Origin of the sequence: Streptomyces sp. Root1304 (genome assembly GCF_001426405.1) — a bacterium.
Classification (GTDB): Bacteria; Actinomycetota; Actinomycetes; order Streptomycetales; family Streptomycetaceae; genus Streptomyces.
In genome coordinates, this window is the sequence record NZ_LMEP01000012.1 from 971418 (window position 1) to 995221 (window position 23804).

The 23804-nt window shown below is 72.6% G+C and carries 19 protein-coding genes; 13 read left to right on the forward strand and 6 right to left on the reverse strand.

Annotated elements, in window-relative coordinates:
• Positions 1 to 20 precede the first annotated feature (20 nt).
• Positions 21 to 2108 carry a YhgE/Pip domain-containing protein gene (locus ASD33_RS17230; protein WP_056560561.1) on the reverse strand — a complete coding sequence of 696 codons (2088 nt, stop codon included), beginning with the start codon at positions 2106 to 2108 and terminating at the stop codon, positions 21 to 23.
• On the reverse strand, positions 2080 to 2973 hold the full coding sequence (locus ASD33_RS17235) for an ATP-binding cassette domain-containing protein (RefSeq protein ID WP_056560563.1): 894 nt from the start codon (positions 2971 to 2973) through the stop codon (positions 2080 to 2082). The genes ASD33_RS17230 and ASD33_RS17235 overlap by 29 nt, the downstream gene beginning before the upstream one ends.
• 164 nt (positions 2974 to 3137) lie before the next feature.
• Between ASD33_RS17235 and ASD33_RS17240 the strand changes: the two genes are divergently transcribed.
• From ASD33_RS17240 to ASD33_RS17250, 3 genes are all read left to right on the forward strand, one after another.
• Entirely contained in the window at positions 3138 to 3668 is a 531-nt protein-coding gene (locus ASD33_RS17240) for an SAV_6107 family HEPN domain-containing protein (protein WP_056560566.1), read from the forward strand.
• Between the two features lie 67 nt (positions 3669 to 3735).
• Positions 3736 to 4524 (forward strand): methyltransferase, encoded by a 789-nt coding sequence (locus ASD33_RS17245; protein WP_056560569.1) that lies wholly within the window; start codon positions 3736 to 3738, stop codon positions 4522 to 4524.
• A 272-nt stretch (positions 4525 to 4796) separates the two neighbouring features.
• On the forward strand, positions 4797 to 5201 hold the full coding sequence (locus ASD33_RS17250) for a DUF3040 domain-containing protein (protein ID WP_056560572.1): 405 nt from the start codon (positions 4797 to 4799) through the stop codon (positions 5199 to 5201).
• 146 nt (positions 5202 to 5347) lie between these two features.
• Here the strand turns inward: ASD33_RS17250 and ASD33_RS17255 are convergent, their stop codons facing one another.
• From ASD33_RS17255 to ASD33_RS17270, 4 genes are all read right to left on the reverse strand, one after another.
• Entirely contained in the window at positions 5348 to 7774 is a 2427-nt protein-coding gene (locus ASD33_RS17255; protein WP_056560575.1) for a DUF3488 and transglutaminase-like domain-containing protein, read from the reverse strand.
• Positions 7771 to 9123 (reverse strand): DUF58 domain-containing protein, encoded by a 1353-nt coding sequence (locus tag ASD33_RS17260; RefSeq protein ID WP_056561550.1) that lies wholly within the window; start codon positions 9121 to 9123, stop codon positions 7771 to 7773. The genes ASD33_RS17255 and ASD33_RS17260 overlap by 4 nt, the downstream gene beginning before the upstream one ends.
• Positions 9123 to 10139, reverse strand: coding sequence for a MoxR family ATPase (locus ASD33_RS17265; RefSeq protein ID WP_056561554.1), 1017 nt, complete (start codon positions 10137 to 10139; stop codon positions 9123 to 9125). The genes ASD33_RS17260 and ASD33_RS17265 overlap by 1 nt, the downstream gene beginning before the upstream one ends.
• Before the next feature lie 143 nt (positions 10140 to 10282).
• Positions 10283 to 10846: a carbonic anhydrase gene (locus tag ASD33_RS17270; RefSeq protein ID WP_056560578.1), complete on the reverse strand. Its 564-nt coding sequence runs from the start codon at positions 10844 to 10846 to the stop codon at positions 10283 to 10285.
• 326 nt (positions 10847 to 11172) lie between these two features.
• Here ASD33_RS17270 and rsmH point away from each other — a divergent pair, with 326 nt between their 5' ends.
• The 10 genes from rsmH to ASD33_RS17320 all read left to right on the forward strand — a co-directional run bounded on the left by rsmH (position 11173) and on the right by ASD33_RS17320 (position 23612).
• Positions 11173 to 12129 carry a 16S rRNA (cytosine(1402)-N(4))-methyltransferase RsmH gene (gene rsmH / locus ASD33_RS17275; RefSeq protein ID WP_079044824.1) on the forward strand — a complete coding sequence of 319 codons (957 nt, stop codon included), beginning with the start codon at positions 11173 to 11175 and terminating at the stop codon, positions 12127 to 12129.
• Positions 12126 to 12659 (forward strand): septum formation initiator family protein, encoded by a 534-nt coding sequence (locus ASD33_RS17280; protein WP_242427016.1) that lies wholly within the window; start codon positions 12126 to 12128, stop codon positions 12657 to 12659. The genes rsmH and ASD33_RS17280 overlap by 4 nt, the downstream gene beginning before the upstream one ends.
• 7 nt (positions 12660 to 12666) lie before the next feature.
• Positions 12667 to 14652 (forward strand): penicillin-binding protein 2, encoded by a 1986-nt coding sequence (locus ASD33_RS17285; RefSeq protein ID WP_056560587.1) that lies wholly within the window; start codon positions 12667 to 12669, stop codon positions 14650 to 14652.
• 118 nt (positions 14653 to 14770) lie between these two features.
• A complete protein-coding gene (locus ASD33_RS17290; protein ID WP_242427017.1) occupies positions 14771 to 16369 on the forward strand; it encodes a UDP-N-acetylmuramoyl-L-alanyl-D-glutamate--2,6-diaminopimelate ligase in 1599 nt (532 codons plus the stop codon).
• Positions 16370 to 16373: 4 nt separating this feature from the next.
• Positions 16374 to 17798, forward strand: a complete 1425-nt coding sequence (murF, locus tag ASD33_RS17295) for a UDP-N-acetylmuramoyl-tripeptide--D-alanyl-D-alanine ligase (RefSeq protein WP_056560593.1) — start codon at positions 16374 to 16376, stop codon at positions 17796 to 17798.
• Positions 17795 to 18865 carry a phospho-N-acetylmuramoyl-pentapeptide-transferase gene (gene mraY, locus ASD33_RS17300; protein ID WP_056560596.1) on the forward strand — a complete coding sequence of 357 codons (1071 nt, stop codon included), beginning with the start codon at positions 17795 to 17797 and terminating at the stop codon, positions 18863 to 18865. Before murF ends, mraY begins: the two co-directional genes overlap by 4 nt.
• Complete coding sequence (gene murD, locus ASD33_RS17305; protein ID WP_056560599.1) at positions 18847 to 20283, forward strand: UDP-N-acetylmuramoyl-L-alanine--D-glutamate ligase; 1437 nt, start codon at positions 18847 to 18849, stop codon at positions 20281 to 20283. Before mraY ends, murD begins: the two co-directional genes overlap by 19 nt.
• A 55-nt stretch (positions 20284 to 20338) precedes the next feature.
• Positions 20339 to 21679, forward strand: a complete 1341-nt coding sequence (gene ftsW / locus ASD33_RS17310; protein WP_056560602.1) for a putative lipid II flippase FtsW — start codon at positions 20339 to 20341, stop codon at positions 21677 to 21679.
• A 6-nt stretch (positions 21680 to 21685) separates the two neighbouring features.
• Positions 21686 to 22780, forward strand: coding sequence for an undecaprenyldiphospho-muramoylpentapeptide beta-N-acetylglucosaminyltransferase (murG, locus tag ASD33_RS17315; RefSeq protein ID WP_056560603.1), 1095 nt, complete (start codon positions 21686 to 21688; stop codon positions 22778 to 22780).
• Positions 22781 to 22808: 28 nt separating this feature from the next.
• The gene (locus tag ASD33_RS17320) at positions 22809 to 23612 is read left to right on the forward strand and encodes an FtsQ-type POTRA domain-containing protein (RefSeq protein ID WP_056560606.1); all 804 of its coding nucleotides are present in this window, start codon (positions 22809 to 22811) and stop codon (positions 23610 to 23612) included.
• Positions 23613 to 23804 lie beyond the last annotated feature (192 nt).

Genomic DNA, 23804 nt, shown 5'->3' on the forward strand with positions numbered 1-23804 from the left:
CGGGCGTCACCGGCCGCGTCTCACAGGGTCAGTTCGGGGTGGAGCCGGTCCAGCGTCCACACCTGCCGCTTGCGGGCCGAGACGGCGGTCAGGGCCAGGGCACCCACCGTGAACGCGGTCAGGACCGCGCAGGCCTGCCAGACGGGCCCGATCCCGCCGCCCGTGATCAGCCGGCGCAGGGCCTCGACCACGTAGCTCATCGGCAGGAAGGGGTGGATCGCGTTGAAGAAGGCCGGGCTGGTCTGGACGGGGTAGGTGCCGCCCGCCGAGGTCAGCTGGAGCATCAGCACGGCGAGCACCAGGATGCGGCCGGCCGCGCCGAAGCGGGCGTTGAGCCACTGGATGATCGCGGCGAAGCAGCAGGTGACCACGGCGAGGAAGCCGACGGTTCCGGCGGCCCGGTCCATCTGGAGGCCGAGGCCCCAGTGCAGGACCGACATGAGGGCGCCGACCTGGAGGACGCCGAGCGCGGCCACCGGGAGCCAGCCCGCGAGGGCGATCCGCCAGGCGGAGCCGCCCGCGGCGAGGGCCCGGCGGTTCAGCGGCTGGATGATCATGTACGCGACCATCGCGCCGACCCAGAGGGAGAGCGGGATGAAGTACGGGGCGAAACCGGTGCCGTAGTTCGGCGCCTTGTGCAGCGACTGGGAGGCCAGCCGCACCGGGTCGGCCATGACCTCGGTGCGCCGGTCGCGGTCCTGCTGGTCGTAGTCGGGGATCCGGCCGACGCCGTCCTTCAGGCCGGCGGCGAGGCTTCCGGAGCCGTCGGCCAGCTTGAACAGGCCGCCGTCCAGGTCGCCCGCGCCCTTCTTCAGCTTGCCGACGCCGGTGTCGAGGTTCACGGAGCCGGCCTTGGCGTCGGTGATGCCGGTGTGCAGCCGGTCCGCGCCCGCCGCGACCTTCTTCGCGCCCGCGTTGAGCTCGTTGATCTTCTTGACGGCGCCCTCCACGTCCTCGTCGAGGTGCGGGGCGCGGGCGGCCAGTTCGTCGGCCTGCTTCTTGAGCGTGACGAGCCGGGCGTCCAGGGTCTTCAGGTCGCCGCCGCTGTCCTTGGTCAGCTGGTGGACGTCGTCGGCGATGACCGCCACGTCCCCGGCGGTGACCGTCGCCTCCTTGAGGACCCCGCACACCCGGGTGTCGGGCTCCGGCCTGTCCACACACTCCTCGCGGTGGAGCGTGGCCAGGTCGGTGTCGGCCTTGTGCGCGGCGGTGCGGATCAGCGGGGCGCGCTTCACCAGGTCGTCCAGGTTGTGGCGGACGGCCGTGGCGGAGTCGGAGACCAGCCGGGCGGTGTCACGGATCGACCGGCCGTTGTCCGCGAGATAGGGGCGGACCTTGTCGGCGGTGCCGTTCACCTTGTCGGCGAGGGCCTGGGTGCCGTCCGCGACCTTGCGGGAGCCGCTCTCCAGGTCCTTCGCGCCCTTGTCGAGCTTCTTCAGGCCGGCGGCGAGGTCGCCGCTGCCGGTCTTGGCGGTCGAGAGGCCGTCCGCCAGGTTCTTGGAGCCCTTCTTCGCCTTGTCCACGCCCTGCTTGAGGTCGCCCGCGCCCTTGGCGGCCTCGGCGGTCGCGTCGTGGATGTCGGAGAAGGAGACGAAGATCTTGTCGAGGAAGGTGCGGGAGGACTTCGTGGAGGCGGCGGTGCGCACCTCGGAGAAGACCGTCCGGGAGATCTGGCCGACGATGTAGTTGTTGGCGTCGTTGGTCCGCACCCGCAGGGCGCCGGTCTCGGGCGCGTCGCCGGAGCTGGAGGCGATGCGGGAGCTGAAGTCGCCGGGCATGGTCAGGGACAGGTAGTACGTGCCGTCCTCGACGCCCTTGCGGGCCTCGGCGTCGCTCACCCGGTGCCAGTCGAAGGTCTTGCTCTCCAGGAGGCCTTCGGTGATGTCGTCGCCGGCGTGGATCGACTTGCCGTCGGCGGTGGCGCCGCGGTCCTCGTTGACGAGGGCGACGGGGATCTTGTCGAGCCTGCCGTACGGGTCCCAGAACGAGTACAGGTACAGGGCGCCGTATAGCAGCGGCAGCAGCAGGATCGCGACGAGCGCGGCGCGCGGCAGCTTTCCCCTGCCGAAGCGCCTCAGCTCAAGCGCGGCCAGTTTCGGCGAGCGCATCGGCCGCCCCCTCCTCGGTCGTGTCTTCGGTGTCGTCCCCGGTGCCGGTCCCGGGGGTGCTCCCGCCCCTGGCGGCGGACGCGGGCCCGGCCGTCTCCGGCTCGGGCGTCCCGCCCTCGGTGGTGTCCGGACCGGGCGTCTGCGCCTCGGCCGCTCCGTCGAGGGTGGTGATGCGCAGGGCGTCCTCGGGGGCCTCGCTGCACACGGCGAGGACGGTCGTGCCCGCGGCGGCCAGGGACCGCAGCAGCGCCCACGCCTCCGCCCGGTCGGCGTCGGAGAGCTTCAGGTCCGTGTCGTCCACGGCGAGCAGCCGGGGCCGGCCGATCAGGGCCAGCGCGATCGAGAGCCGGAGCGCTTCGAGCCGCTCCAGGTCCCGTACGGAGGTCCGCTCGCCCTTCGGCAGGGCGGCCAGGTCGAGACCGGCGGCCGTCACGGCCTCCTCGATCCGGGCCCGGGCCGTCGCCGCCCGCTCGGCGGGGCGCAGCAGCAGGGTCCGGAAGGAACCGTCGAACCGGCGCTGGAGCAGGGCCCGCTCGCGCAGGTGCTCGGCGACCGTGAAGGCGGGGTCGAGCTCGCTGACGCCGGGGACCTGCCCGAGGGCGCTGATCCGCCGCACCGCCGCCATCTTCCGGGGCAGCGGCAGACCGCCGACCTCGGCGGTGCCCTCCTTGGCCTTCATCCGGCCGGTGAGCGCGAGCAGCAGACAGGTGCGGCCCGATCCCGACGGTCCCTCGATCGCCACCAGCGCACCCGGCTCGGCCCGGAAGGAAACCTTCCGGAAGGCCCAGCCGCGCGGCCCCTTCAGTCCGAACCCGTCCGCGACGACGGCGGCGCCGTGCGGCCGCTCCTCGGCTTCCGCTCCCACGGGCCCACCCCCCGATTCCCCATTTTGAACTGACTGGTCAGTTCAAAAACTACCCCGCGCCGGGAGTTGAGGCAAAACCCCAGGTCAGCGCGATTGTCAGTGGGGCGGTGCACGATGAACACATACGGCCACAAGGCCGTCACGCGACGACAGGAGGACTCGTCATGGCAAGCCCTTCCGCAGCAGCCGCGCCCCGCCGCCACTCCGACGGCCGCCCCGCTCCCGCACGGTCCGGACCCGCGTCCGACATCCACCCCGTCCCGCGCCGCACCACCGCCCCGCCCGCCGCCCTCGACCTCCTCGCCAAGGCCCGCGCCGGACTGGCCGAGGCGGCCGGCCTCGACCGCCCCCACGAGCGGTACGCCGCCGCGCACCTCGCCGCCCTCCGGGCCGCCGCCGCCGTGCTCGCCGCCCGCGCCAGACCCGAGACCCACCCCCGCCGCCGGCAGCGGATACGGAGCGCCTGGGAACTCCTCGCCGAGCTGGCGCCCGAGCTGACCGAGTGGAGCGCCCTCTTCGCCGCCGGAGCCCAGCGCCGGGCCCGCGCCGAGGCCGGGATCGCGAGCGCCGCGACCCGGCGCGAGGCCGACGACCTGCTCAGGGACGCCGCGCTCTTCCTCCGCCTGGTCGAGCGGCTGCTCGCCCTCCAGCCGGTGCTGCCCCGTCAGCCGGGGGCGGACGAGGCGGGAGGATGATCCGAAAGCGGGGGACCAGGCCATAGGGTGGGGAACGTCCGTACCCGTCACCGAGGAGTCAACAGCCGTGCCGGACCCTTCCCCTGTCTTCGGTCGAGAGGCGACGTCGCGCCCGTCGCGCGCCTCCCTGCGCACCGCCGTCGTCTGGGACGTCCTCAAGGACGCCCTCGACCGCCGGGTCGAGGCCACCGGGAAGGACGGCCTCGACGTCCTCGACACGGGCGGCGGCTCCGGCAACTTCGCGGTGCCGGTCGCCCGCCTCGGCCACCGGGTCACGGTCGTCGACCCCAGCCCCAACGCCCTGTTCGCGCTGGAGCGCCGGGCCGCCGAGGCCGGGGTCGCCGACCTCGTCACCGGCGTCCAGGGGGACATCAGCGGCCTCTTCGACGTCGTCGGGCGCGAGAGCTACGACACCGTGCTCTGCCACGGCGTCCTGGAGTACGTCGACGACCCCGCCGAGGGCGTGCGGAACGCCGTCGCGGCGCTCCGCCCCGCCGGCAGCCTCAGCCTGCTCGCCGCCGGCCTCGGCGGCGCCGTCCTGGCCCGTGCCCTGGCCGGCCACTTCACCGAGGCCCGGCACGCCCTCGGCGACCCGGCCGGCCGCTGGGGCGCCGGCGACCCCGTACCCCGGCGCTTCACCGCCGAGCAGCTCACCGAGCTGGCCGACGAGGCCGGTCTCGACGTCGGCGCGGTGCACGGCGTCCGGGTCTTCGCCGACCTCGTCCCCGGCGTCCTCGTCGACACCGAACCCGGTGCGGCCGAGGCCCTGCTCAAGCTGGAGGCGGCCGCTGCCGAGCTGCCCTCCTTCCACGCCATCGCCACCCAGTTGCACGTGCTGGGCGAGAAGCGCGCCTGACCGGGACGGTCACCCGTTCGGCGGTGCGGGCGGTGGTGCTCCATGGAGTACGCCACAGCCCGCCCGGTAAGGGGCTCCGCCCCGTATGATCGGGGGACAGCATCCGGCATGACGGACGAGGGGCTGGGGAATCAACGCCTCAGCAACCGATCCGCATGGCGGCCCGGATTGGCTATTCGGTAGTGAGGGCGGGTTTCACGGGGGCGATTCCCTGCCTATCCTGAAAGGGCCGCAAACCGGTCGCCCCCGCGACCGACGACTAGGAGGACTCCGTGCCGCTCTCGGAGCACGAGCAGCGAATGCTCGAGCAGATGGAGCGAGCGCTGTACGCCGAAGATCCCAAGTTCGCGACAGCGCTCGAGGGAAGCGGACTGCGTACGTACACCCGGCGACGGGTCTACCAAGCGGTCGCCGGCTTCCTGGTGGGTATCGCGCTCCTCATGGCCGGAATGGTCGCACAGCAGATCTGGATCAGCGTGGTGGGATTCCTCGTCATGCTGGGCTGCGCGGTCCTGGCCGTCACCGGATGGCGCAAGGCGCCCAAGCCGGGTGAGCAGCAGGCCAGTGGTGGCGGAATGGCGGCCGGAGGCCGTCAGACCCGGCAGCGACGCTCCATGATGAACCGGATGGAAGAGCGGTGGCAGCGCCGCCGCGACGAGCAGGGCGGCGGCCACTGACGGCCCCCTGAGCGGAGGCCCCGCACCCCTCTGTACGACCGAGCCCCGTGGAGCCCGCGCCTCAGCGCGGACCCCACGGGGCTCGGTCGTACCCGGAGCCGGGCCGAGGGGGCTCGTGGCGACGAGCCCCCTCACCCCGTCCGCCGTCAGCCCGTCTCGCGCGGAGCCCTGCGGAACGGGGCCGTCACCCGGGTCACCAGCTCGTGGCGGCACACCGACCACGCCGTCGCCGTCCGCGACCAGCCGGCCGAGGCCGACCAGCGCAGCCGGACCGCCGAGCGCGGGGCGAGCAGGGCGCGGAGGCGGGTGCGGCGGTCCGCCCCCGCGTGGAAGCCCGCCCGGATCCGGGCCGCCTCCTCCGCGAGGCCCGCGACCGGCACCGGACGCGGCGCGTACAGCACCTCCTCCACCGCCCCTGCCACCCGGTGCACCGCGGCCTCGGCCTCGCCGCCCAGCTCGCCCAGGCGGACGATCCGGGCCGCCGTCGTCCTCGGCGTCCGCGCCTCGTCCGGCTCGACCCCGTAGTCCCAGGCCGTGTCGTTGATCTCCTCCCAGACCGCGAGCGTCCGTGCCGCCGCCTCCTCGGGGCCGCGGGCCCCGGCCGGACCGAGCCGGCGGGCCCGTACCCGGGTCCGCCAGAACAGCGGGACGAAGGGCAGCGCGAGGACGACGAGGATCCCGAGCGTCACCAGGAACACCGTCAGCGGGTCAGGGCCCGAGCCGTCCGAGGCCGCGCCGGCCGCGGCCGCGTCCGGGCCGCAGTCGCCGAGGCGGCGCATCTTCGGCGTGCAGCTCTCCGAGGCGCTCGGCGCGGCGGACGGCTGCGCGGAGGCACTCTGCTCGGGCCGCGCGGGACCGGTGGCCGTGCCCGAAGGCGCGACGGCCCTGGTGTAGGCGGGGGTGGAGCCGCGCGAGGGCGTCGGCTCGAACCGGGTCCACCCGGCCCCCTCGAAGTACAGCTCGGGCCAGGCGTGCGCGTCACGGATGCCGACCGAGACCGATCCGTCGGTCTGCGTGGTGCCCGGCATGAAGCCCACCGCGACCCGCGCCGGGATGCCGAGCGAGCGGGCCATCGCCGCCATCGAGAAGGAGAAGTGGACGCAGAAGCCCTCCTTGTCCTTCAGGAACCGGGAGATCGCCTGCACCCCGGTGCCGGACTCCACGTCGACGTCGTAGCGGAAGCCGCCGTCCCGGGCGAACCAGTCCTGGAGCTTCACCGCCCGCTCGTAGTCGTTGCGGGCGCCCTTGGTGACGTTCAGGGCCGTGCTCCGCACGTCCTCCGGCAGCGACGCGGGCACCTTGGTGTACTCGCGGCGCAGCGCCTCCGGGGCGGCCGTGGCCGAGGCCAGCTGCTCGGAGGTCGGCTGCACGTCGAGGCTGGCGACCTGGTAGCGGGCGCCCCTGGTGGTCTGCTTGTCGTCGCCGACGAGCATCCGCCCGGTCGGCTCGTACCGCCAGCGTCCCCCGATGTCGACCCGGGCGGCCGGGTACGGCATCGGCAGCCACTTCTGCTCGTACCCCTCGGAGGCGACGAAGTTGCTGGTCACCTCGGTGGTACGGACGTCCTGGCCGAGTCCCTGCGGCCAGGGCAGCTGTTTGGGCACGTCCTCGATCGGGCGGACCGAGGACTTCCACGAGGTGCCGTCGAACTGGTCGAGCGCGACGAGCCGCAGATACATGCCGGAGGTCTCGCGGGCGTTGGTCCGGTAGCGCAGGACCTCCCGGTCCTCCGGCTGGCGCAGGTTGTTCTGCAGGGAGACCAGCGGGTTCACGGCCGAGATCGTGCCGCCCTTGCCGGTGCCGCCCGTCCCCTCGCCGCTGCCGCCGCCGAGCAGACCGCCGCTGAAACCGGGCAGCGCGAACGGCACGACCATCGCGACGCCCATGGCCACGGCGCCGATCCGGCGGCCCGTGCGGGCCGGTGCGAAGGCACTGCCGCCGGTCGCGACGGCGGACCCGGAACGGCCGGAGCGCTGGGCTCCGCCGAAGACCCGGCCCCACGCCGAGAGCCGGTCGCGGCCCTCCGCGAGGAGCAGCAGCAGATAGCCGGAGGCCGCGAGGAGGAACCAGAGCCAGCCCGCGCCGCCGCCGGAGAGCCCGGCCGCGACCGAGTACAGGGCGAGCAGCGGCAGACCGGCCGGGGCCGCCTTGCGGAAGGTGACCGCGAGGGTGTCGACGAGGATGCCGATCGCGATGACACCGCCCACCAGCATGAGCCGGATGCCCTCGGTGTCCGGGGCGGGGATCGCGTACCGCCCGACGTCCTCGGCGCCCGCCCGGAACAGCTCGGCGGCGTGCGTGAAGACCTGCGGGCCCGGCAGGAACCCGAGGACTGCCTGCTTCCCGGCGAAGAGCGCGGTGAGTACGAGCAGCGTGACGACGAGCTGGGCGAGCACCGTCAGCGGCCGGGCCAGCGGGGCCCGTCGGGCCAGCGTGCCCACCCCGCTCACCAGGGCGAGGACGAAGGCCGCCGTGAAGATCCAGGTCGCCGGCTTCACCAGCGGGAGCAGTGCTCCGGCGCCCATCAGAGTGGCGGCCCAGGCGGCCAGGGTCAGCCGTGTGCGCCCGCTCATGACCATCCTCCGTAGGTGTCGGCGGCCGACTCGGCCCGGATTCCGGCGGCCTGCTGCCACAGGTCGGCGAGCCGGGCCCCCGGCGGTACGGCCAGGGCCGTCCAGCCGGCCTCCCGCAGCTGACGCACCCGGTCCTCGACGGCCCCGGTCACGGCGCCGCCGGTCAGCCAGGTCCCGGAGTCCAGGACGAAGGCGACGGCCGCACCGGCGCGGCCGCGCATCCGGGCGGTCAGCGCCGCCTGCTCCTCGTCGAGGTCGCCGACGAAGGCGACGAGCAGTCCCTCGTCGCCGCCGCGCAGCCGGTCGGAGGCGCGGGAGAGACCGCCGCCCTCGGAGTGGTCGACCACCGCGAGGGTGTCCATCATCAGACCGGCCGCCTCGGCCGAGTCCTGCGCCGGGGCGGAGAAGCCCTCCGAACCGTCGCCGGGCACCGTGCTCCCGGTGTCGGTGACCAGCCGCACGGCGAAGCCGCGCTCCAGCATGTGGACGAGGGCGGAGGCCGCGCCGGAGACCGCCCACTCGAAGGCGGAGTCGGGGCCGGAGCCCTGGTAGGCGACCCGGCGGGTGTCGAGCAGGACGGTGCAGCGGGCCCGCTGCGGCTGCTCCTCGCGGCGGACCATCAGCTCGCCGTAGCGGGCGGTGGAGCGCCAGTGCACCCGGCGCAGGTCGTCGCCGTGGCGGTAGGCGCGCGGGATGATGTCGTCGTCGCCGGCGAGGGCGAGCGAGCGCTGCTGTCCGTCGCCGTGTCCCAGGGCCTCGCCGACGAGCTTCACCGGCGGCAGGGCCTCCGTCCTGGGCACCACGGTGAGGGTGTCGTACGCGCTGAAGGACCGGGTCAGCTCGCACATCCCGAAGGGGTCGTTCAGCCGCAGCTGGAGCGGCCCGAGCGGGAAGCGGCCGCGCAGGTCGGAGCGGACCCGGTAGGACACCTCGCGGCGCCCGCCCGCCTCGACCCGGTCGAGGACGAAGCGGGGGCGGGGCCCCAGCATGTACGGCACGTGGTCCTGGAGCATCAGGAGCCCGGTGGGCAGCTTGGAGACGTTCTCCATCCGCAGCTGCACCCGGGCCTCGGAGCCCGCCTCCACCCGCTGCGGGGTGAGCCGGCGGGAGGCCGCGACCCGGTAGCGGGTGCGGTGCAGGACGAGGACGCAGATCAGCGGCAGCGTGGCGAGCAGCAGCCCGACGCGCAGCAGATCGGCCTGGCCGAGGACGTACGCGCAGGCGGCGGCGGCCACCCCGGCGGCGAGGAAGGAACGGCCGCGGGTGGTGAGACCGCCGAAGGCGGTCCGCAGACCGCCCCGGTCGTCCTCGTCGCCCCGCTGTCCGTCCGGCACGGCGGAGCCACTCATCACAGCCGCCGGGCGCCGGGCTGCTGGCCGTAGAGCGGTCCGGCGGGCGGGGTGGTGGCCGGCACGGGGGTGCGCTGCAGGATGTCCTGGACGACCTGCTCGGCGGTGCGCCGGTTCAGCTGGGCCTGCGCCGTCGGCAGCAGCCGGTGGGCGAGGACGGGCGCGGCGAGGGCCTGGAGGTCGTCGGGCAGCACGTACTCGCGACCGCTCAGCGCCGCGGAGGCCTTCGCGGCCCGCAGCAGGTGCAGCGTGGCCCGGGGCGAGGCGCCGAGCCGCAGGTCGGCGTGGGTGCGGGTGGCGGCGACGACGTCGACCGCGTACCGGCGTACGGAATCGGCGACGTGGACCGCGCGCACCGCCTCGATCAGCTTCAGGATGTCGTGGGCGTGGGCGACCGGCTGGAGGTCGTCCAGCGGGGAGACCGAGCCGTGCACGTCGAGCATCCGGAGCTCGGCCTCGGCGTTCGGGTAGCCGATGGAGACCCGGGCCATGAAGCGGTCGCGCTGGGCCTCGGGCAGCGGGTACGTGCCCTCCATCTCGACCGGGTTCTGCGTGGCGACCACCATGAACGGGCTGGGCAGCTCGTAGGTCTGGCCGTCGACGGTGACCTGGCGCTCCTCCATGGACTCCAGGAGCGCGGACTGCGTCTTCGGCGAGGCGCGGTTGATCTCGTCGCCGATCACGATCTGCGCGAAGATCGCGCCCGGCTTGAACTCGAAGTCCCGGCGCTGCTGGTCGAAGATCGACACGCCCGTGACGTCCGAGGGCAGCAGGTCGGGGGTGAACTGGATGCGGCGCACCGAGCAGTCGATGGACCGGGCCAGGGTCTTGGCGAGCATGGTCTTGCCGACGCCGGGGACATCCTCGATGAGGAGGTGTCCCTCGGCGAGCAGCACGGTCAGCGAAAGCCGTACGACCTCGGGCTTGCCCTCGATCACGCTCTCCACCGACCTGCGGACACGCTCCACGGTGGTGGTCAGATCAGTGAGGCTCGCTCGATCGTCATAGGTCGTCACCCGGCCCTCCTCGGCCTTCCGGAACAGGGACACCTGCCCCCGTGGGATCTCCGGGGGGTGTCACCCGAGCATTCTTGTTCGCGGGGCCGTGTCGTGTCACTCGCCCGCGGACAAGTGCGGAGGGAATGCCGGGGTTTGGGTGCTTACGCCGGGTCGGAGGACGAGTCGGCCGACGGGTCGATCTCGCGCAGGAGACCCGTCGTCACGTCGAAGACGAAGCCCCGGACGTCGTCGGAGTGCAGCAGGAAGGGGGAGGTCCGCACCCGCTGCATCGACTGCCGGACGTCCTGGTCCACGTCACGGAAGGCCTCGACCGCCCAGGCCGGACGCTGCCCGACCTCGTCCTCCAGCTCGTGCCGGAAGTCCTCGGTCAGCGACTCCAGACCGCAGTTCGTGTGGTGCACGAGCATCACGCTGCGGGTGCCCAGGGCGCGCTGGCTGATGGTGAGCGACCGGATGACGTCATCGGTGACGACACCGCCGGCGTTGCGGATGGTGTGACAGTCGCCGAGCTCGAGGCCGAGGGCCGCGTGCAGGTCGAGACGGGCGTCCATACAGGCGACGACGGCGACGCGCAGTACGGGGCGCGCGTCCATTCCGGGGTCGGTGAAATCGGCGGCGTAGCGCTCGTTCGCCCCGACGAGACGGTCGGTGACCGTGCCGCCGGTGCTTATGGCGTCGGCAGAGGGGTGCGCGGAGGTCGACATGGTTCCGACGTTAATGGTCACAGGGCTCCCGGGCCCGCTGTGAGAGCGGACAAAGAACCGCAATGAGCCTTGTTGTGAGCTAACCCACAGGCGCCACCGGGACGGCCCCGAACGAGTGAGCCGCCCGGAATGTCCGCCCGGTCGTCCGGCGCCGTGCGACGCGCCAGTCGGTTGATTGACCGGCGCGTCCGGTGGACTAAAGTGGCGCGAAGTTCACGGAGACAACGAGCGATTTCCGCGGTTTCTCCCCCGTGTGTGCGGCGGTACCTACGGCTCGGCCTCCTCCCGCTCGCCGGTCACCTCCGCGCCGGATCTGAGAGGGCGCATTGAGCAACGACCGACACGTCCCGGTCATGCTCCAGCGGTGCCTGGACATGTTGGCCCCCGCCCTGGAGCGCCCCGGCGCGGTCGTCGTCGACTGCACCCTGGGCCTCGGCGGCCACAGCGAGGCACTCCTGAAGCGGTTCCCCGAGGTGCGGCTCGTCGCCCTCGACCGCGACAAGGAGGCCCTGCGGCTCTCCGGCGAGCGGCTCGCCCCGTACGGGGAGCGCGCCACGCTCGTGCACGCGGTCTACGACGAGCTGCCCGAGGTCCTCGACCGGCTCGGCCTGCCCACCGTCGACGGCGTCCTCTTCGACCTGGGTGTCTCCTCGATGCAGCTGGACGAGGCCGACCGAGGCTTCGCCTACGCCCAGGACGCCCCGCTCGACATGCGCATGGACCAGACGACCGGCATCAGCGCCGCCGAGGTCCTCAACACCTACGCACCCGGCGAGCTGGTCCGCATCCTCCGCGCCTACGGCGAGGAGAAGCAGGCCAAGCGGATCGTCTCGGCGATCGTGCGCGAGCGCGACAAGGAGCCGTTCACCAACAGCGCCCGGCTCGTCGAGCTGATCCGCGACTCGCTGCCGCAGGCCGCCAAGCGCACCGGCGGCAACCCGGCCAAGCGCACCTTCCAGGCCCTGCGCATCGAGGTCAACCGCGAGCTCGACAGCGTCGAGAAGGCGATCCCGGCGGCCGTCGCGGCCATCGGCGTCGGCGGCCGCGTCGTCGTCCTCTCGTACCAGTCGCTGGAGGACCGCATCGTCAAGCAGGTCTTCGCGGCCGGCGCGGCCACCACCGCCCCGCCCGGACTGCCCGTCGTCCCCGAGAAGTACCAGCCCCGGCTGAAGCTGCTCACCCGCGGCGCCGAGCTGCCCACCGAGGAGGAGGTCGCCGAGAACCGGCGCGCCGCCCCGGCCCGGCTCCGGGGCGCCGAGCGCATCCGGGAGGACGTCCGGTGAGCACGGCGAAGGGGCCCCTCAAAGGGCGGGCCGCGCGACTCGGACGGCTCATGCCCTCCGGGCCGAGCACGGCGGCCCGCACCCCCTTCGTCCTGCTCGTCGTGGTGCTCCTCGGCGGTGGCCTGATCACCCTGCTCCTGCTGAACTCGGCCCTCAACCAGGGCTCCTTCCAGCTGAACGAGCTCAAGAACAGGACCACCGAGCTGACCGACGAGGAGCAGGCGCTCCAGCGGGACGTCGACGACTACGCGGCGCCCGACGCCCTGGAGCGGCGGGCCCGCGAGCTGGGCATGGTGCCCGGCGGCAGCCCCGCCTTCCTCGGCCCGGACGGCAAGGTGCTCGGCGTGCCCTCGGAGGCGGTCGCCCCGAAGCCGAGCCCGACCCCGAGCGCGAAGCCGACCCCGCCCGCGTCGGCCGGCACCCCGAAGCCGCCCGCGAACACCGGCGCCCCCGCCTCCACGGGTCCGGGCGCCACCGGCCAGGCACGGACCGAGCCCGCAGCTCCCCCCACTCAACCCTCCGGCAGGTGACCGAGCAGTGCCCTCCAAGGAGCCCCCGCGCCGCCGCGTTCCCGGACCCGCCCGGCCCGCGCGCCCCCGGCCCGCGTCCGCCGGAGCCCGCCCGTCCCGCCCCGCCCCGCGCCCGGCGGCCGCGAAGCGGACCCCGTCCCGGCCCCCGGCCCGGCAGCCCCGCACCATCCGGCTCGGCAGCCCGCGCCCCCGGCTGCGGCTGATCTCCTTCGGCCTGACCCTCGTCATGCTGGTCTTCGTGGTGCGGCTGCTCCAGGTCCAGGCCGTCGACGCCAGCGCGTACGCGGCCAAGGCCGACCGGTACCGCTTCCAGGAGTACACGCTCTCCGCCGAGCGGGGCGAGATCACCGACCGCAACGGCATCGCGCTCGCCGCCAGCGTCGACGCGTACGACATCACCGCCGACCCCAAGCTCTTCACGCCCGAGGAGTCCAAGCTCCCCGACGCGCCGGAACAGGCCGCCGCCCTCCTCGCCCCGCTCCTGGGCAAGGAGCCCGCGGAGCTGGCCAAGAAGCTGCGCACCCCCAAGTCCCGCTACACCCTGCTGGCCCGCAAGCAGACCCCCCAGGTCTGGAACCAGATCAGGGACCTCAAGCGCGTCTACGGGCAGAAGGCCCAGCGCTCCAACGGCGGTACCGGCGTCAACCTCCTCGGCGGCGTCCTCAGCGAACCCAGCAGCAAGCGTGTCTACCCGAACGGCGAGCTGGCCGCCGGGATACTGGGCTACGTCAACGCCGAGGGCAAGGGCGCCGGCGGCGTCGAGTCCATGCTCGACACGGAGCTGGCCGGCCAGGACGGCAAGATCCGCTTCACCGAGTCGCGCGGCCGCCAGGTGCCCACCGCGGGCTCCCAGGGCACCCCCGCCGTCCCCGGCTCCGACATCGAGCTGACCATCGACCGGGACATCCAGTGGGCCGCCCAGCAGGCCATCACCGAGCAGGTGAAGAAGTCCAAGGCCGACCGCGGCTACGTCGTCGTGCAGAACACCAGGACCGGCGAGGTCCTCGCCATGGCCAACGCCCCCGGCTTCGACCCCAACGACCTCTCCGCGGCCAACGCCGCCGCCATGGGCAACGCCGCCCTCCAGGACGCCTACGAGCCCGGCTCCACCAGCAAGCTGATGTCCATGGCCGCCGTCCTGGAGGAGGGCAAGGCCGCCCCCGACACCCATGTCACCGTCCCCAACCGGCTGCACCGCGGCGACCGGCTCTTCAAGGACGACGTCGACCACAAGACCTGGTACCTGACCCTCAACGGCGTCCTCGCCAAGTCCAGCAACATCGGCACCATCCTCGCCACCGGCCGGCTCGGCGACACCCAGGCCGAGTCCAACCGCGTCCTCCACGGCTACCTCCGCAAGTTCGGCATCGGCAGCCCCACCGGCCTGAACTACCCGGGCGAGACCCCCGGCATCCTCGCCAAGCCCCAGGACTGGTCCACCTCGCAGCAGTACACGATCCCCTTCGGCCAGGGCCTCTCCGTGAACGCCCTGCAGGCCGCCTCCGTGTACTCGACCATCGCCAACGGCGGCGTACGCGTCGAGCCGAGCCTCGTCCGCGGCACCAAGGGACCCGACGGGCGCTTCACCCCCGCCGCCCAGCCCAAGGAGTCCCGGGTCGTCAGCGAGAAGACCGCCAAGACCCTCGCCCAGATGCTGGAGTCCGTCGTCGACGACCGGGAGGGCACCGGCAAGAAGGCCGCCATCCCCGGCTACCGCGTCGCCGGCAAGACCGGCACCGCCAACCGTGTCGACCCCGAACTCGGCCGCTACAAGGGCTACACCGCCTCCTTCGCCGGATTCGCCCCCGCCGACGACCCGGAGATCACCGTCTACTGCGCCATCCAGAACCCCACCAAGGGCAACTACTTCGGCGGACAGATCTGCGGCCCCATCTACAAGAAGGTCATGGAGTTCGCCCTCAAGACCCTCCACGTCGCCCCCACCGGGAGCGCACCCGCCCGACTGCCGGTCGAATTCGTCCCCACCCCGTGACCCTCCGGGAGCACCAGTGACAACGATCACCCCCCATTCCGGGAACCGGAAATCGAACTCCGGCGAGGCCCCGGGCTCTTTTGGCCCCCCACAGGGTGCGCCCGGTACGCTCACCGCCGTGCCACACGCTGATCAGTACCGAACCACCCCGCCCCGGCCGGAGCAGGCCCGCCCGACACCCCTGGGCGACCTGGCCGCGCAGCTGGGCGTCGACGTCCCCGGTGTCTCCCGGACCGCCGAGATCTCGGGGATCACCCACGACTCCCGGGCCGTGCGCCCCGGCGACGTCTACGCGGCCCTGCCCGGAGCCCGCCTCCACGGCGCCGACTTCGTGACTCAGGCCGCCGGACTCGGCGCCACCGCGGTCCTCACCGACCCGACGGGCGCCGAGCGCGCCGCCGAGACCGGCCTGCCGGTCCTGGTCGTCGAGGACCCGCGCGGCCGGATGGGCGAACTCGCCGCCGAGATCTACGGGCGGCCCGGCGAGGGCCTCCTCCAGATCGGCATCACCGGCACCTCCGGCAAGACCACCACCGCCTACCTCGTCGAGGGCGGACTGCGCGGCACCGGACACAGCACCGGTCTCGTCGGCACCGTCGAGATGCGGATCGGCGACGAACGCATCAAGTCGGAGCGGACCACCCCCGAGGCCACCGACCTCCAGGCGCTCTTCGCCGTCATGCGCGAACGGGGCGTCGACGCCGTCGCCATGGAGGTCTCCAGCCACGCCCTGGTGCTCGGCCGCGTCGACGGCTGCGTCTTCGACGTCGCCGTCTTCAACAACCTCAGCCCGGAACACATGGAGTTCCACTCCGACATGGAGGACTACTACCGGGCGAAGGCCGGGCTCTTCACGCCCGAGCGCAGCCGCCTGGGCGTGGTCAACCTCGACGACGCGTACGGCCGCAGGCTCGCCGGGGAGGCGACCGTCCCGGTCCTCACCTTCTCCGCCGAGGGCCGCACCGACGCCGACTGGCGCGCCGAGGACCTCGTCCTGGGCTCCCACGACTCGACGTTCACCGCCGTCGGCCCCGAGGGCGAGCGGATCCCCGCCACCGCCCCGCTGCCCGGCCCCTTCAACGTCGCCAACACCCTCGCCGCCATCGCCACCCTCGCCGCCGCGGGCCTCGACCCGAAGGCAGCAGCCGAAGGCGTCGCCGCGGTTCCCGGCGTCCCCGGCCGGCTGGAGCGGGTCGAGGCCGGCCAGCCGTACCTCGCCGTCGTCGACTACGCGCACAAGACGGACGCCGTCGAGTCGGTGCTGCGCTCCCTGCGCGAGGTCACCGAGGGCAGGCTGCACGTGGTCATCGGCTGCGGCGGCGACCGGGACACCACCAAGCGCGGCCCGATGGGCGCCGCCGCGGCCCGGCTCGCCGACACCGCCGTCCTGACCTCCGACAACCCCCGCTCCGAGGACCCGCTCAAGATCCTCAGCACCATGCTCGCGGGCGCCGCCGAGGTGCCGGCGGGGGAGCGCGGCGACGTCCTGGTCGAACCCGACCGGGCCGCCGCCATCGCCGCCGCCGTCCGCCGCGCGCGCCCCGGCGACACCCTCCTGGTCGCCGGCAAGGGCCACGAGCAGGGCCAGGAGATCGCCGGGACCGTACGGCCCTTCGACGACCGCGAGGTCCTGCGCGCGGTGATCCTCGAACAGAACGCCCCGGCCGCCCCGGCGGACGAAGGCGCCGAAGCCAGCCACCAGAACAGTCAGGGATGAAGCAGTGATCGCCCTCTCCCTCGCCGAGATCGCCGAAATCGTCGGCGGGCAGGCGCACGACATACCGGATCCGGCCGCCCGGATCACCGGGCCCGTCGTCATCGACTCCCGCGAGGTGCGGGCCGGCAGCCTCTTCGCGGCCTTCGCCGGTGAGCACGTCGACGGCCACGACTACGCGGAACGCGCGGTCGCCGCCGGTGCGACGGCCGTGCTCGCCGCCCGGCCCGTCGGCGTCCCCGCCCTCGTCGTCGACGACGTCCAGACCGCACTGGGAGCCCTCGCCCGCGCGGTCGTCGAACGGCTCGGCACCGATGTCGTCGCCCTCACCGGCTCGGCCGGCAAGACCTCCACGAAGGACCTGATCGCCCAGGTCCTCGACCGGCACGCGCCCACCGTGTGGACGCCCGGCTCGCTCAACAACGAGATCGGCCTGCCGCTCACCGCGCTCCGCGCGAGCGACGAGACGCGGCACCTGGTCCTGGAGATGGGCGCCCGCGGCATCGGACACATCCGCTACCTCACGGGGCTCACCCCGCCCCGTATCGGCCTCGTCCTCAACGTCGGCACCGCCCACATCGGCGAGTTCGGCGGCCGCGAGCAGATCGCCCTGGCCAAGGGCGAGCTCGTCGAGTCGCTGCCCTCGGCCGAGGAGGGCGGGGTCGCGGTCCTCAACATCGACGATCCCCTCGTCCGCGCGATGGCGAGCCGCACCAAGGCCCGCGTGACCTTCTTCGGCGAAGCGGACGAAGCGGCCGTACGGGCCGAGAACGTCCGCCTCACAGACTCCGGACAGCCTTCTTTCAGGCTTCACACACCCACCGGGTGCAGCGACGTGACCTTGCGCCTGTACGGTGAGCACCACGTGTCGAACGCGCTCGCAGCGGCCGCCGTCGCGCACGAGTTGGGCATGCCTGTCGAGGAGATCGCCACCGCGCTCTCCGAGGCCGGCACCCTGTCGCGCTGGCGCATGGAGGTCACCGAGCGTCCGGACGGCGTGACGATCGTCAACGACGCCTACAACGCGAACCCCGAGTCCATGCGAGCCGCCCTGCGCGCGCTCGCGGCCATGGGCAGGGCCGGACAGGCCCGCGGGGCCCGCACGTGGGCGGTGCTCGGCAAGATGGCCGAGCTCGGTGACGCATCGCTCGTCGAGCACGACGCGGTCGGACGGCTCGCCGTCCGGCTCAACGTCAGCAAGCTCGTCGCGGTCGGGGACAGGGAAGCGTCCTGGCTGCAACTGGGCGCATATAACGAGGGTTCGTGGGGTGAGGAGTCGGTGCACGTGTCCGACGCGCAGGCGGCTGTCGACCTGTTGCGCAGTGAGCTGCGCCCGGGGGACGTCGTCCTTGTGAAGGCTTCCAGGTCGGTCGGTCTCGAAAAGGTCGCCCTGGCTCTCCTCGACACCGAGGGCGAGGTCACCGGCCGATGAGGCAGATCCTCTTCGCGGGGGCCATCGGGCTCTTCCTGACCCTGATCGGCACCCCGCTGCTGATCAAGCTCCTCGCCCGCAAGGGATACGGGCAGTTCATCCGCGACGACGGCCCGCGCGGCCACGCCGGGAAGAAGGGCACGCCCACCATGGGCGGCATCTCCTTCATCCTGGCCACGCTCATCGCGTACGCCCTGGCGAAGGTCATCACCGGCGAGGACCCGACATACTCGGGCGTCCTGGTGCTGTTCCTGATGGCCGGCATGGGCCTCGTCGGCTTCCTCGACGACTACATCAAGATCGTCAAGCAGCGTTCGCTCGGCCTGCGGGCCAAGGCGAAGATGGCCGGCCAGCTGATCGTCGGCATCGCCTTCGCCGTGCTCTCGCTGCAGTTCGCGGACCTCCGCGGGCTCACCCCGGCCTCCACCAGGCTCTCCTTCATCATGGACTTCGGCTGGTCCATCGGACCGGTGCTGTTCGTGGTCTGGGCGCTGTTCATGATCCTGGCCATGTCCAACGGCGTGAACCTGACGGACGGTCTGGACGGCCTGGCCACCGGCGCCTCGGTGATGGTCTTCGGCGCGTACACCTTCATCGGGCTCTGGCAGTTCCAGGAGTCCTGCGCCAACGCGGTGACGCTGACCAACCCCAACGCCTGTTTCGAGGTGCGCGATCCGCTCGACCTCGCGGTCGTCGCCTCCGCGCTGATGGGCGCCTGTTTCGGCTTCCTCTGGTGGAACACCTCGCCCGCCAAGATCTTCATGGGTGACACCGGCTCGCTCGCCCTCGGCGGCGCCCTCGCCGGCCTCGCCATCTGCTCCCGTACGGAGTTCCTGATGGCTCTGCTCGGTGGCCTGTTCGTGCTGATCACGATGTCCGTGGTCATCCAGGTCGGTTCGTTCAAGATGACCGGCAAGCGGGTCTTCCGGATGGCACCGCTCCAGCACCACTTCGAACTCAAGGGGTGGTCCGAGGTCCTGGTCGTCGTCCGGTTCTGGATCATCCAGGGCATGTGCGTGATCGTGGGCCTGGGCCTCTTCTACGCGGGATGGGCAGCAGAGAAGTGACGGAACAGCTCGACTGGAACGGCAAGAAGGTCACCGTCGCGGGGCTCGGGGTGTCCGGCATCCCGGCCGCCCGCGTCCTGCACGGGCTCGGCGCCCTCGTGACCGTCGTCAACGACGGCGACGACGAGCGCTCCCGGGCCCAGGCGGCGGAGCTGGAGGCGGAGGGCATCACCGTCCGCCTCGGCGACGGGGCGACCCTGCCGTCCGGCACCGAGCTGATCGTCACCACCCCCGGCTGGCGGCCCGACAAGCCGCTCTTCACGGCCGCCGCCGAGGCGGGCGTGGAGATCTGGGGCGACGTCGAGCTTGCCTGGCGCCTGAGGGGCCCGGACGCGGCCCCCTGGCTCGCGGTCACCGGCACCAACGGCAAGACCACGACCGTGCGGATGCTCGCCTCGATCCTGGAGGCCGCCGGCCTCAGGACCGCCGCCGTCGGCAACATCGGGGTCTCCCTCCTCGACGCCGTCCTCGGCGAGCAGCAGTACGACGTGCTCGCCGTCGAACTCTCCAGCTACCAGCTGCACTGGGCGCCCTCGGTCCGCGTCCACTCGGCCGCCGTGCTCAACCTGGCGCCCGACCACCTCGACTGGCACGGCTCCATGGAGGCGTACGCCGCCGACAAGGGCCGGATCTACGAGGGCAACCAGGTCGCCTGCGTCTACAACGTCGCCGACCGGGTGACCGAGGACCTGGTGCGCGAGGCCGACGTCGAGGAGGGCTGCCGCGCGATCGGCTTCACCCTCGGCACCCCCGGCCCCTCCCAGCTCGGCGTCGTCGAGGGCATCCTCGTCGACCGCGCCTTCGTCGAGAACCGGCAGAAGAACGCCCAGGAGCTCGCCGAGGTCGCCGACGTCCAGCCGCCGGCCCCGCACAACATCGCCAACGCGCTCGCCGCGGCCGCCCTCGCCCGCGCCTTCGGCGTCGACGCCAAGGCCGTACGCGACGGGCTGAAGGCCTTCCGGCCCGACCCGCACCGCATCGAACTGGTCGAGGAGGTCGGGGGAGTCGCGTACGTCGACGACTCCAAGGCCACCAACACCCACGCCGCCGAAGCCTCGTTGGCGGCCTACGACCCGATCGTCTGGATCGCCGGCGGCCTCGCCAAGGGCGCCACCTTCGACGAACTCGTCCAGAAGTCGGCGAAGCGGCTGCGCGGGGCCGTCCTGATCGGCGCCGACCGCGCGCTGATCCGCGAAGCCCTCGCGCGACACGCCCCGGAAGTCCCGGTGGTGGACCTCGACCGGACCGACACTGGGGCGATGTCCGAGGCGGTCCGCGAGGCGGCCCGGCTCGCCCGCCCGGGGGACACGGTCCTCCTCGCCCCGGCCTGCGCCTCGATGGACATGTTCACCAACTACAACAAGCGGGGCGAGGCCTTCGCGGACGCGGTCCGCGCCCTCGCCACCGGGGACGCCTGACCCGACCGCCGGGAGGGTCCGGCCGGACCGGGCACGACCAGAGGGGCAGCGACCGATGCCGAGCAAGATCGCAGGGACACGCCGGCCTTCCGCCGTACGCGGCGGAGGGCGGGCCCCCGCGACCCCGCGGCGGGGAGGCGGCGGAGGCGTACGGAGCCTCTACGAGCGCGGCCGGAAGGCCTGGGACCGGCCCCTCACGGCGTATTACGTGATCATCGGCGCGGGCATGCTCATCACCACGCTCGGCCTCGTGATGGTCTACAGCGCCTCGATGATCACGGCGCTCACCTACGACCTGGTGCCCTCCTACTTCTTCCGGAAGCAGTTCTTCGCCGCCCTGCTCGGCACCGCGCTGCTCCTGGTCGCCTCCCGGATGCCGGTCAAGCTGCACCGGGCGCTCGCCTACCCGATCCTGGTCGGCGCCGTCTTCCTGATGGTGCTCGTGCAGATCCCCGGGATAGGGCACGCGGTCAACGGCAACCAGAACTGGATCTCCCTCGGCGGCCCCTTCCAGCTCCAGCCCAGCGAGTTCGGCAAGCTGGCGCTGATCCTGTGGGGGGCCGACCTGCTCGCCCGCAAGCACGACATGCGGCTGCTGACCCAGTGGAAGCACATGCTGGTGCCGCTGGTCCCCGGCGCCTTCATGCTGCTCGGACTGATCATGCTCGGCGGCGACATGGGCACCTCGATCATCCTCGCCGCCATCCTCTTCGGCCTCCTGTGGACCGCGGGAGCGCCCACCCGGCTCTTCGTCGGGGTGCTCTCGGTGGCCGGCGCGATCGGCTTCCTGCTGATCAAGACGAGCGCGAACAGGATGAAGCGCTTCGACTGCATCGGCGCCACCGATCCCGGTGGGGAGGGGGCCCCCTGCCTCCAGGCCGCGCACGGAATCTATGCTCTGGCCTCGGGTGGATGGTTCGGTTCCGGACTCGGTGCGAGTGTCGAGAAATGGGGCCAACTGCCCGAAGCGCACACCGACTTCATCTTCGCGGTCACCGGTGAGGAACTGGGTCTCGCGGGGACGCTGTCGGTACTCGCCCTGTTCGCGGCCCTAGGCTATGCGGGTATCCGCGTGGCCGGAGGCACGGAGGACCCCTTCGTGAGGTTCGCCGCGGGAGGTGTGACCACGTGGATCACGGCCCAGGCCGTGATCAACATCGGTGCGGTGCTCGGTCTGCTGCCGATCGCCGGGGTCCCGCTCCCGCTGTTCTCCTACGGAGGGTCGGCCCTGCTGCCGACCATGTTCGCCGTCGGGCTCCTCATCGCCTTCGCGCGACAGGAACCCGCCGCGAAAGCGGCGCTGGCCATGCGCCGCCCCGGCTGGGGCAAGCGGGCCGGGACGAGATGGAAGTCGATGCGACGGCGCGTCAAGAAGCGCCCGTCCGGAGAGCGGTGAATTTCGGTGCATGTCGTACTCGCCGGCGGGGGGACCGCCGGCCACATCGAGCCCGCGCTGGCCCTCGCGGACGCCCTGCGCAGGCAGGACCCCAGCGTGGGAATCACGGCGCTCGGCACGGAGAAGGGTCTGGAGACCCGGCTCGTGCCCGAGCGGGGCTACGAGCTGGCGCTCATCCCCGCCGTACCGCTGCCCCGCAAGCCCACCCCCGAGCTGATCACCGTCCCCGGGCGGCTGCGCGGCACGATCAAGGCCGCCGAGCAGGTCCTGGAGCGCACCAAGGCCGACTGTGTGGTGGGCTTCGGCGGCTACGTGGCCCTGCCCGGCTATCTCGCGGCCAAGCGCCTCGGGGTGCCGATCGTGGTCCACGAGGCCAACGCCCGGCCCGGTCTGGCCAACAAGATCGGTTCGCGGTACGCGGCCGGGGTCGCCGTCGCCACCCCGGACAGCAAGCTCCGCAACGCCCGCTACATCGGCATCCCGCTGCGGCACACCATCGCGACCCTCGACCGGGCGCGGGTGCGGCCCGAGGCGCGCGCCGCCTTCGGCCTGGACCCCAACCTGCCGACGCTGCTGGTCTCCGGCGGCTCGCAGGGTGCCCGGCGGCTCAACGAGGTCGTCCAGCAGATCGCCCCGGTGCTCCAGCGCTCCGGCATCCAGATCCTGCACGCGGTCGGCCCGAAGAACGAAATGCCGCGCGTGGACAACATGCCCGGAATGCCGCCCTACGTGCCGGTACCGTACGTGGACCGGATGGATCTCGCGTACGCCGCTGCCGACATGATGCTCTGCCGGGCGGGCGCGATGACCGTCGCCGAGCTCTCCGCCGTCGGGCTGCCCGCCGCGTACGTCCCGCTGCCCATCGGCAACGGTGAACAGCGGCTCAACGCCCAGCCGGTGGTCAAGGCCGGCGGCGGACTCCTCGTCGACGACGCGGAGCTGACGCCGCAGTGGGTGCAGGGCAACGTCCTGCCCGTACTGGCCGATCCGCACCGGTTGTACGAGATGTCCCGCGCCGCCGCGGAGTTCGGCCGCAGGGACGCCGACGAGCTGCTCGTCGGCATGGTGTACGAGGCTATCGCCGCCCGCCGACAGGCGTAGCGCGGCGGCTGAGGGCAGGAGGCGCCACGTGGCAGCCGGACCGACGACCGCCGAGAAGAGCGGCACGAGCAGGTCGAAGGGGTCGTCGGGCGGTCCGTCGCGCACGGGTACCCGGAATCGGAGGTTCCGGGTACCCGGCACCCGAACGCTCCTCATCGCCTTCGGCGTTCTCGCACTCGTGGCCGGCGGGATCTGGGCGCTCTACGGATCGTCCTGGTTCCGTGTGGAACGTGTGAAGACTTCCGGTGCGGAGGTGCTCACCCCGGCCGAGATCGAGGCGGTCGCCGCCGTGCCCGTCGGCGCCCCGCTCGTCACCGTCGACACCGAGGCCATCGAGGCCCGGCTCCGGGAGGGGTTCCCGCGCATCGAGTCGGTGGACGTCGTGCGGTCGTGGCCGCACGGAATCGGGCTGAAAGTGACGGAACGGCAGCCCGTGCTGGTCATCGAAAAGGGCGGAAAGTTCACCGAAGTGGACGTGACGGGCATGCGGTTCGCCACCGTCGCCAAGGCGCCCAAGGGCGTCCCCCGGCTCGTCCTCGACACCGCCTCCTCGCCGAGCCTGCGCCGCTTCGGCGCGGACCGGCTGCTGCGGGAGGCGGTGCGCGTCCGGGGTGAACTCCCGGCGGAAATCGCCCGGGACACTCGTGTCGTGCGCGTCACCTCGTACGACTCCGTCACTCTGGAGCTGAGCAGGGGGCGCACCGTCTACTGGGGCAGCGGCGAACACGGTCCGGTCAAGGCCCGGGTTCTCACCGCGCTCCTCAAGGCCACTCCCAAAGCGGGGCACTTCGACGTAAGTGCCCCCACCGCGCCCGCCTCGTCCGGCAGTTGACGGACATCGGCGCCGGTCAGCACCCTGGTTGGCCAGCGCTACGGGTGATCACATAGGGTGAAAAGAAAAACGGGAGGTTCGGCGTGTTCGTTGAACGTGCGCCACTTGTCGACTTAGTGTCCTGTTCGGAAGAGTCCAGCGAACAGAGACACTGGTAACCCTAAACTTCAACGTTAGGGTTTGGGTCGGCGT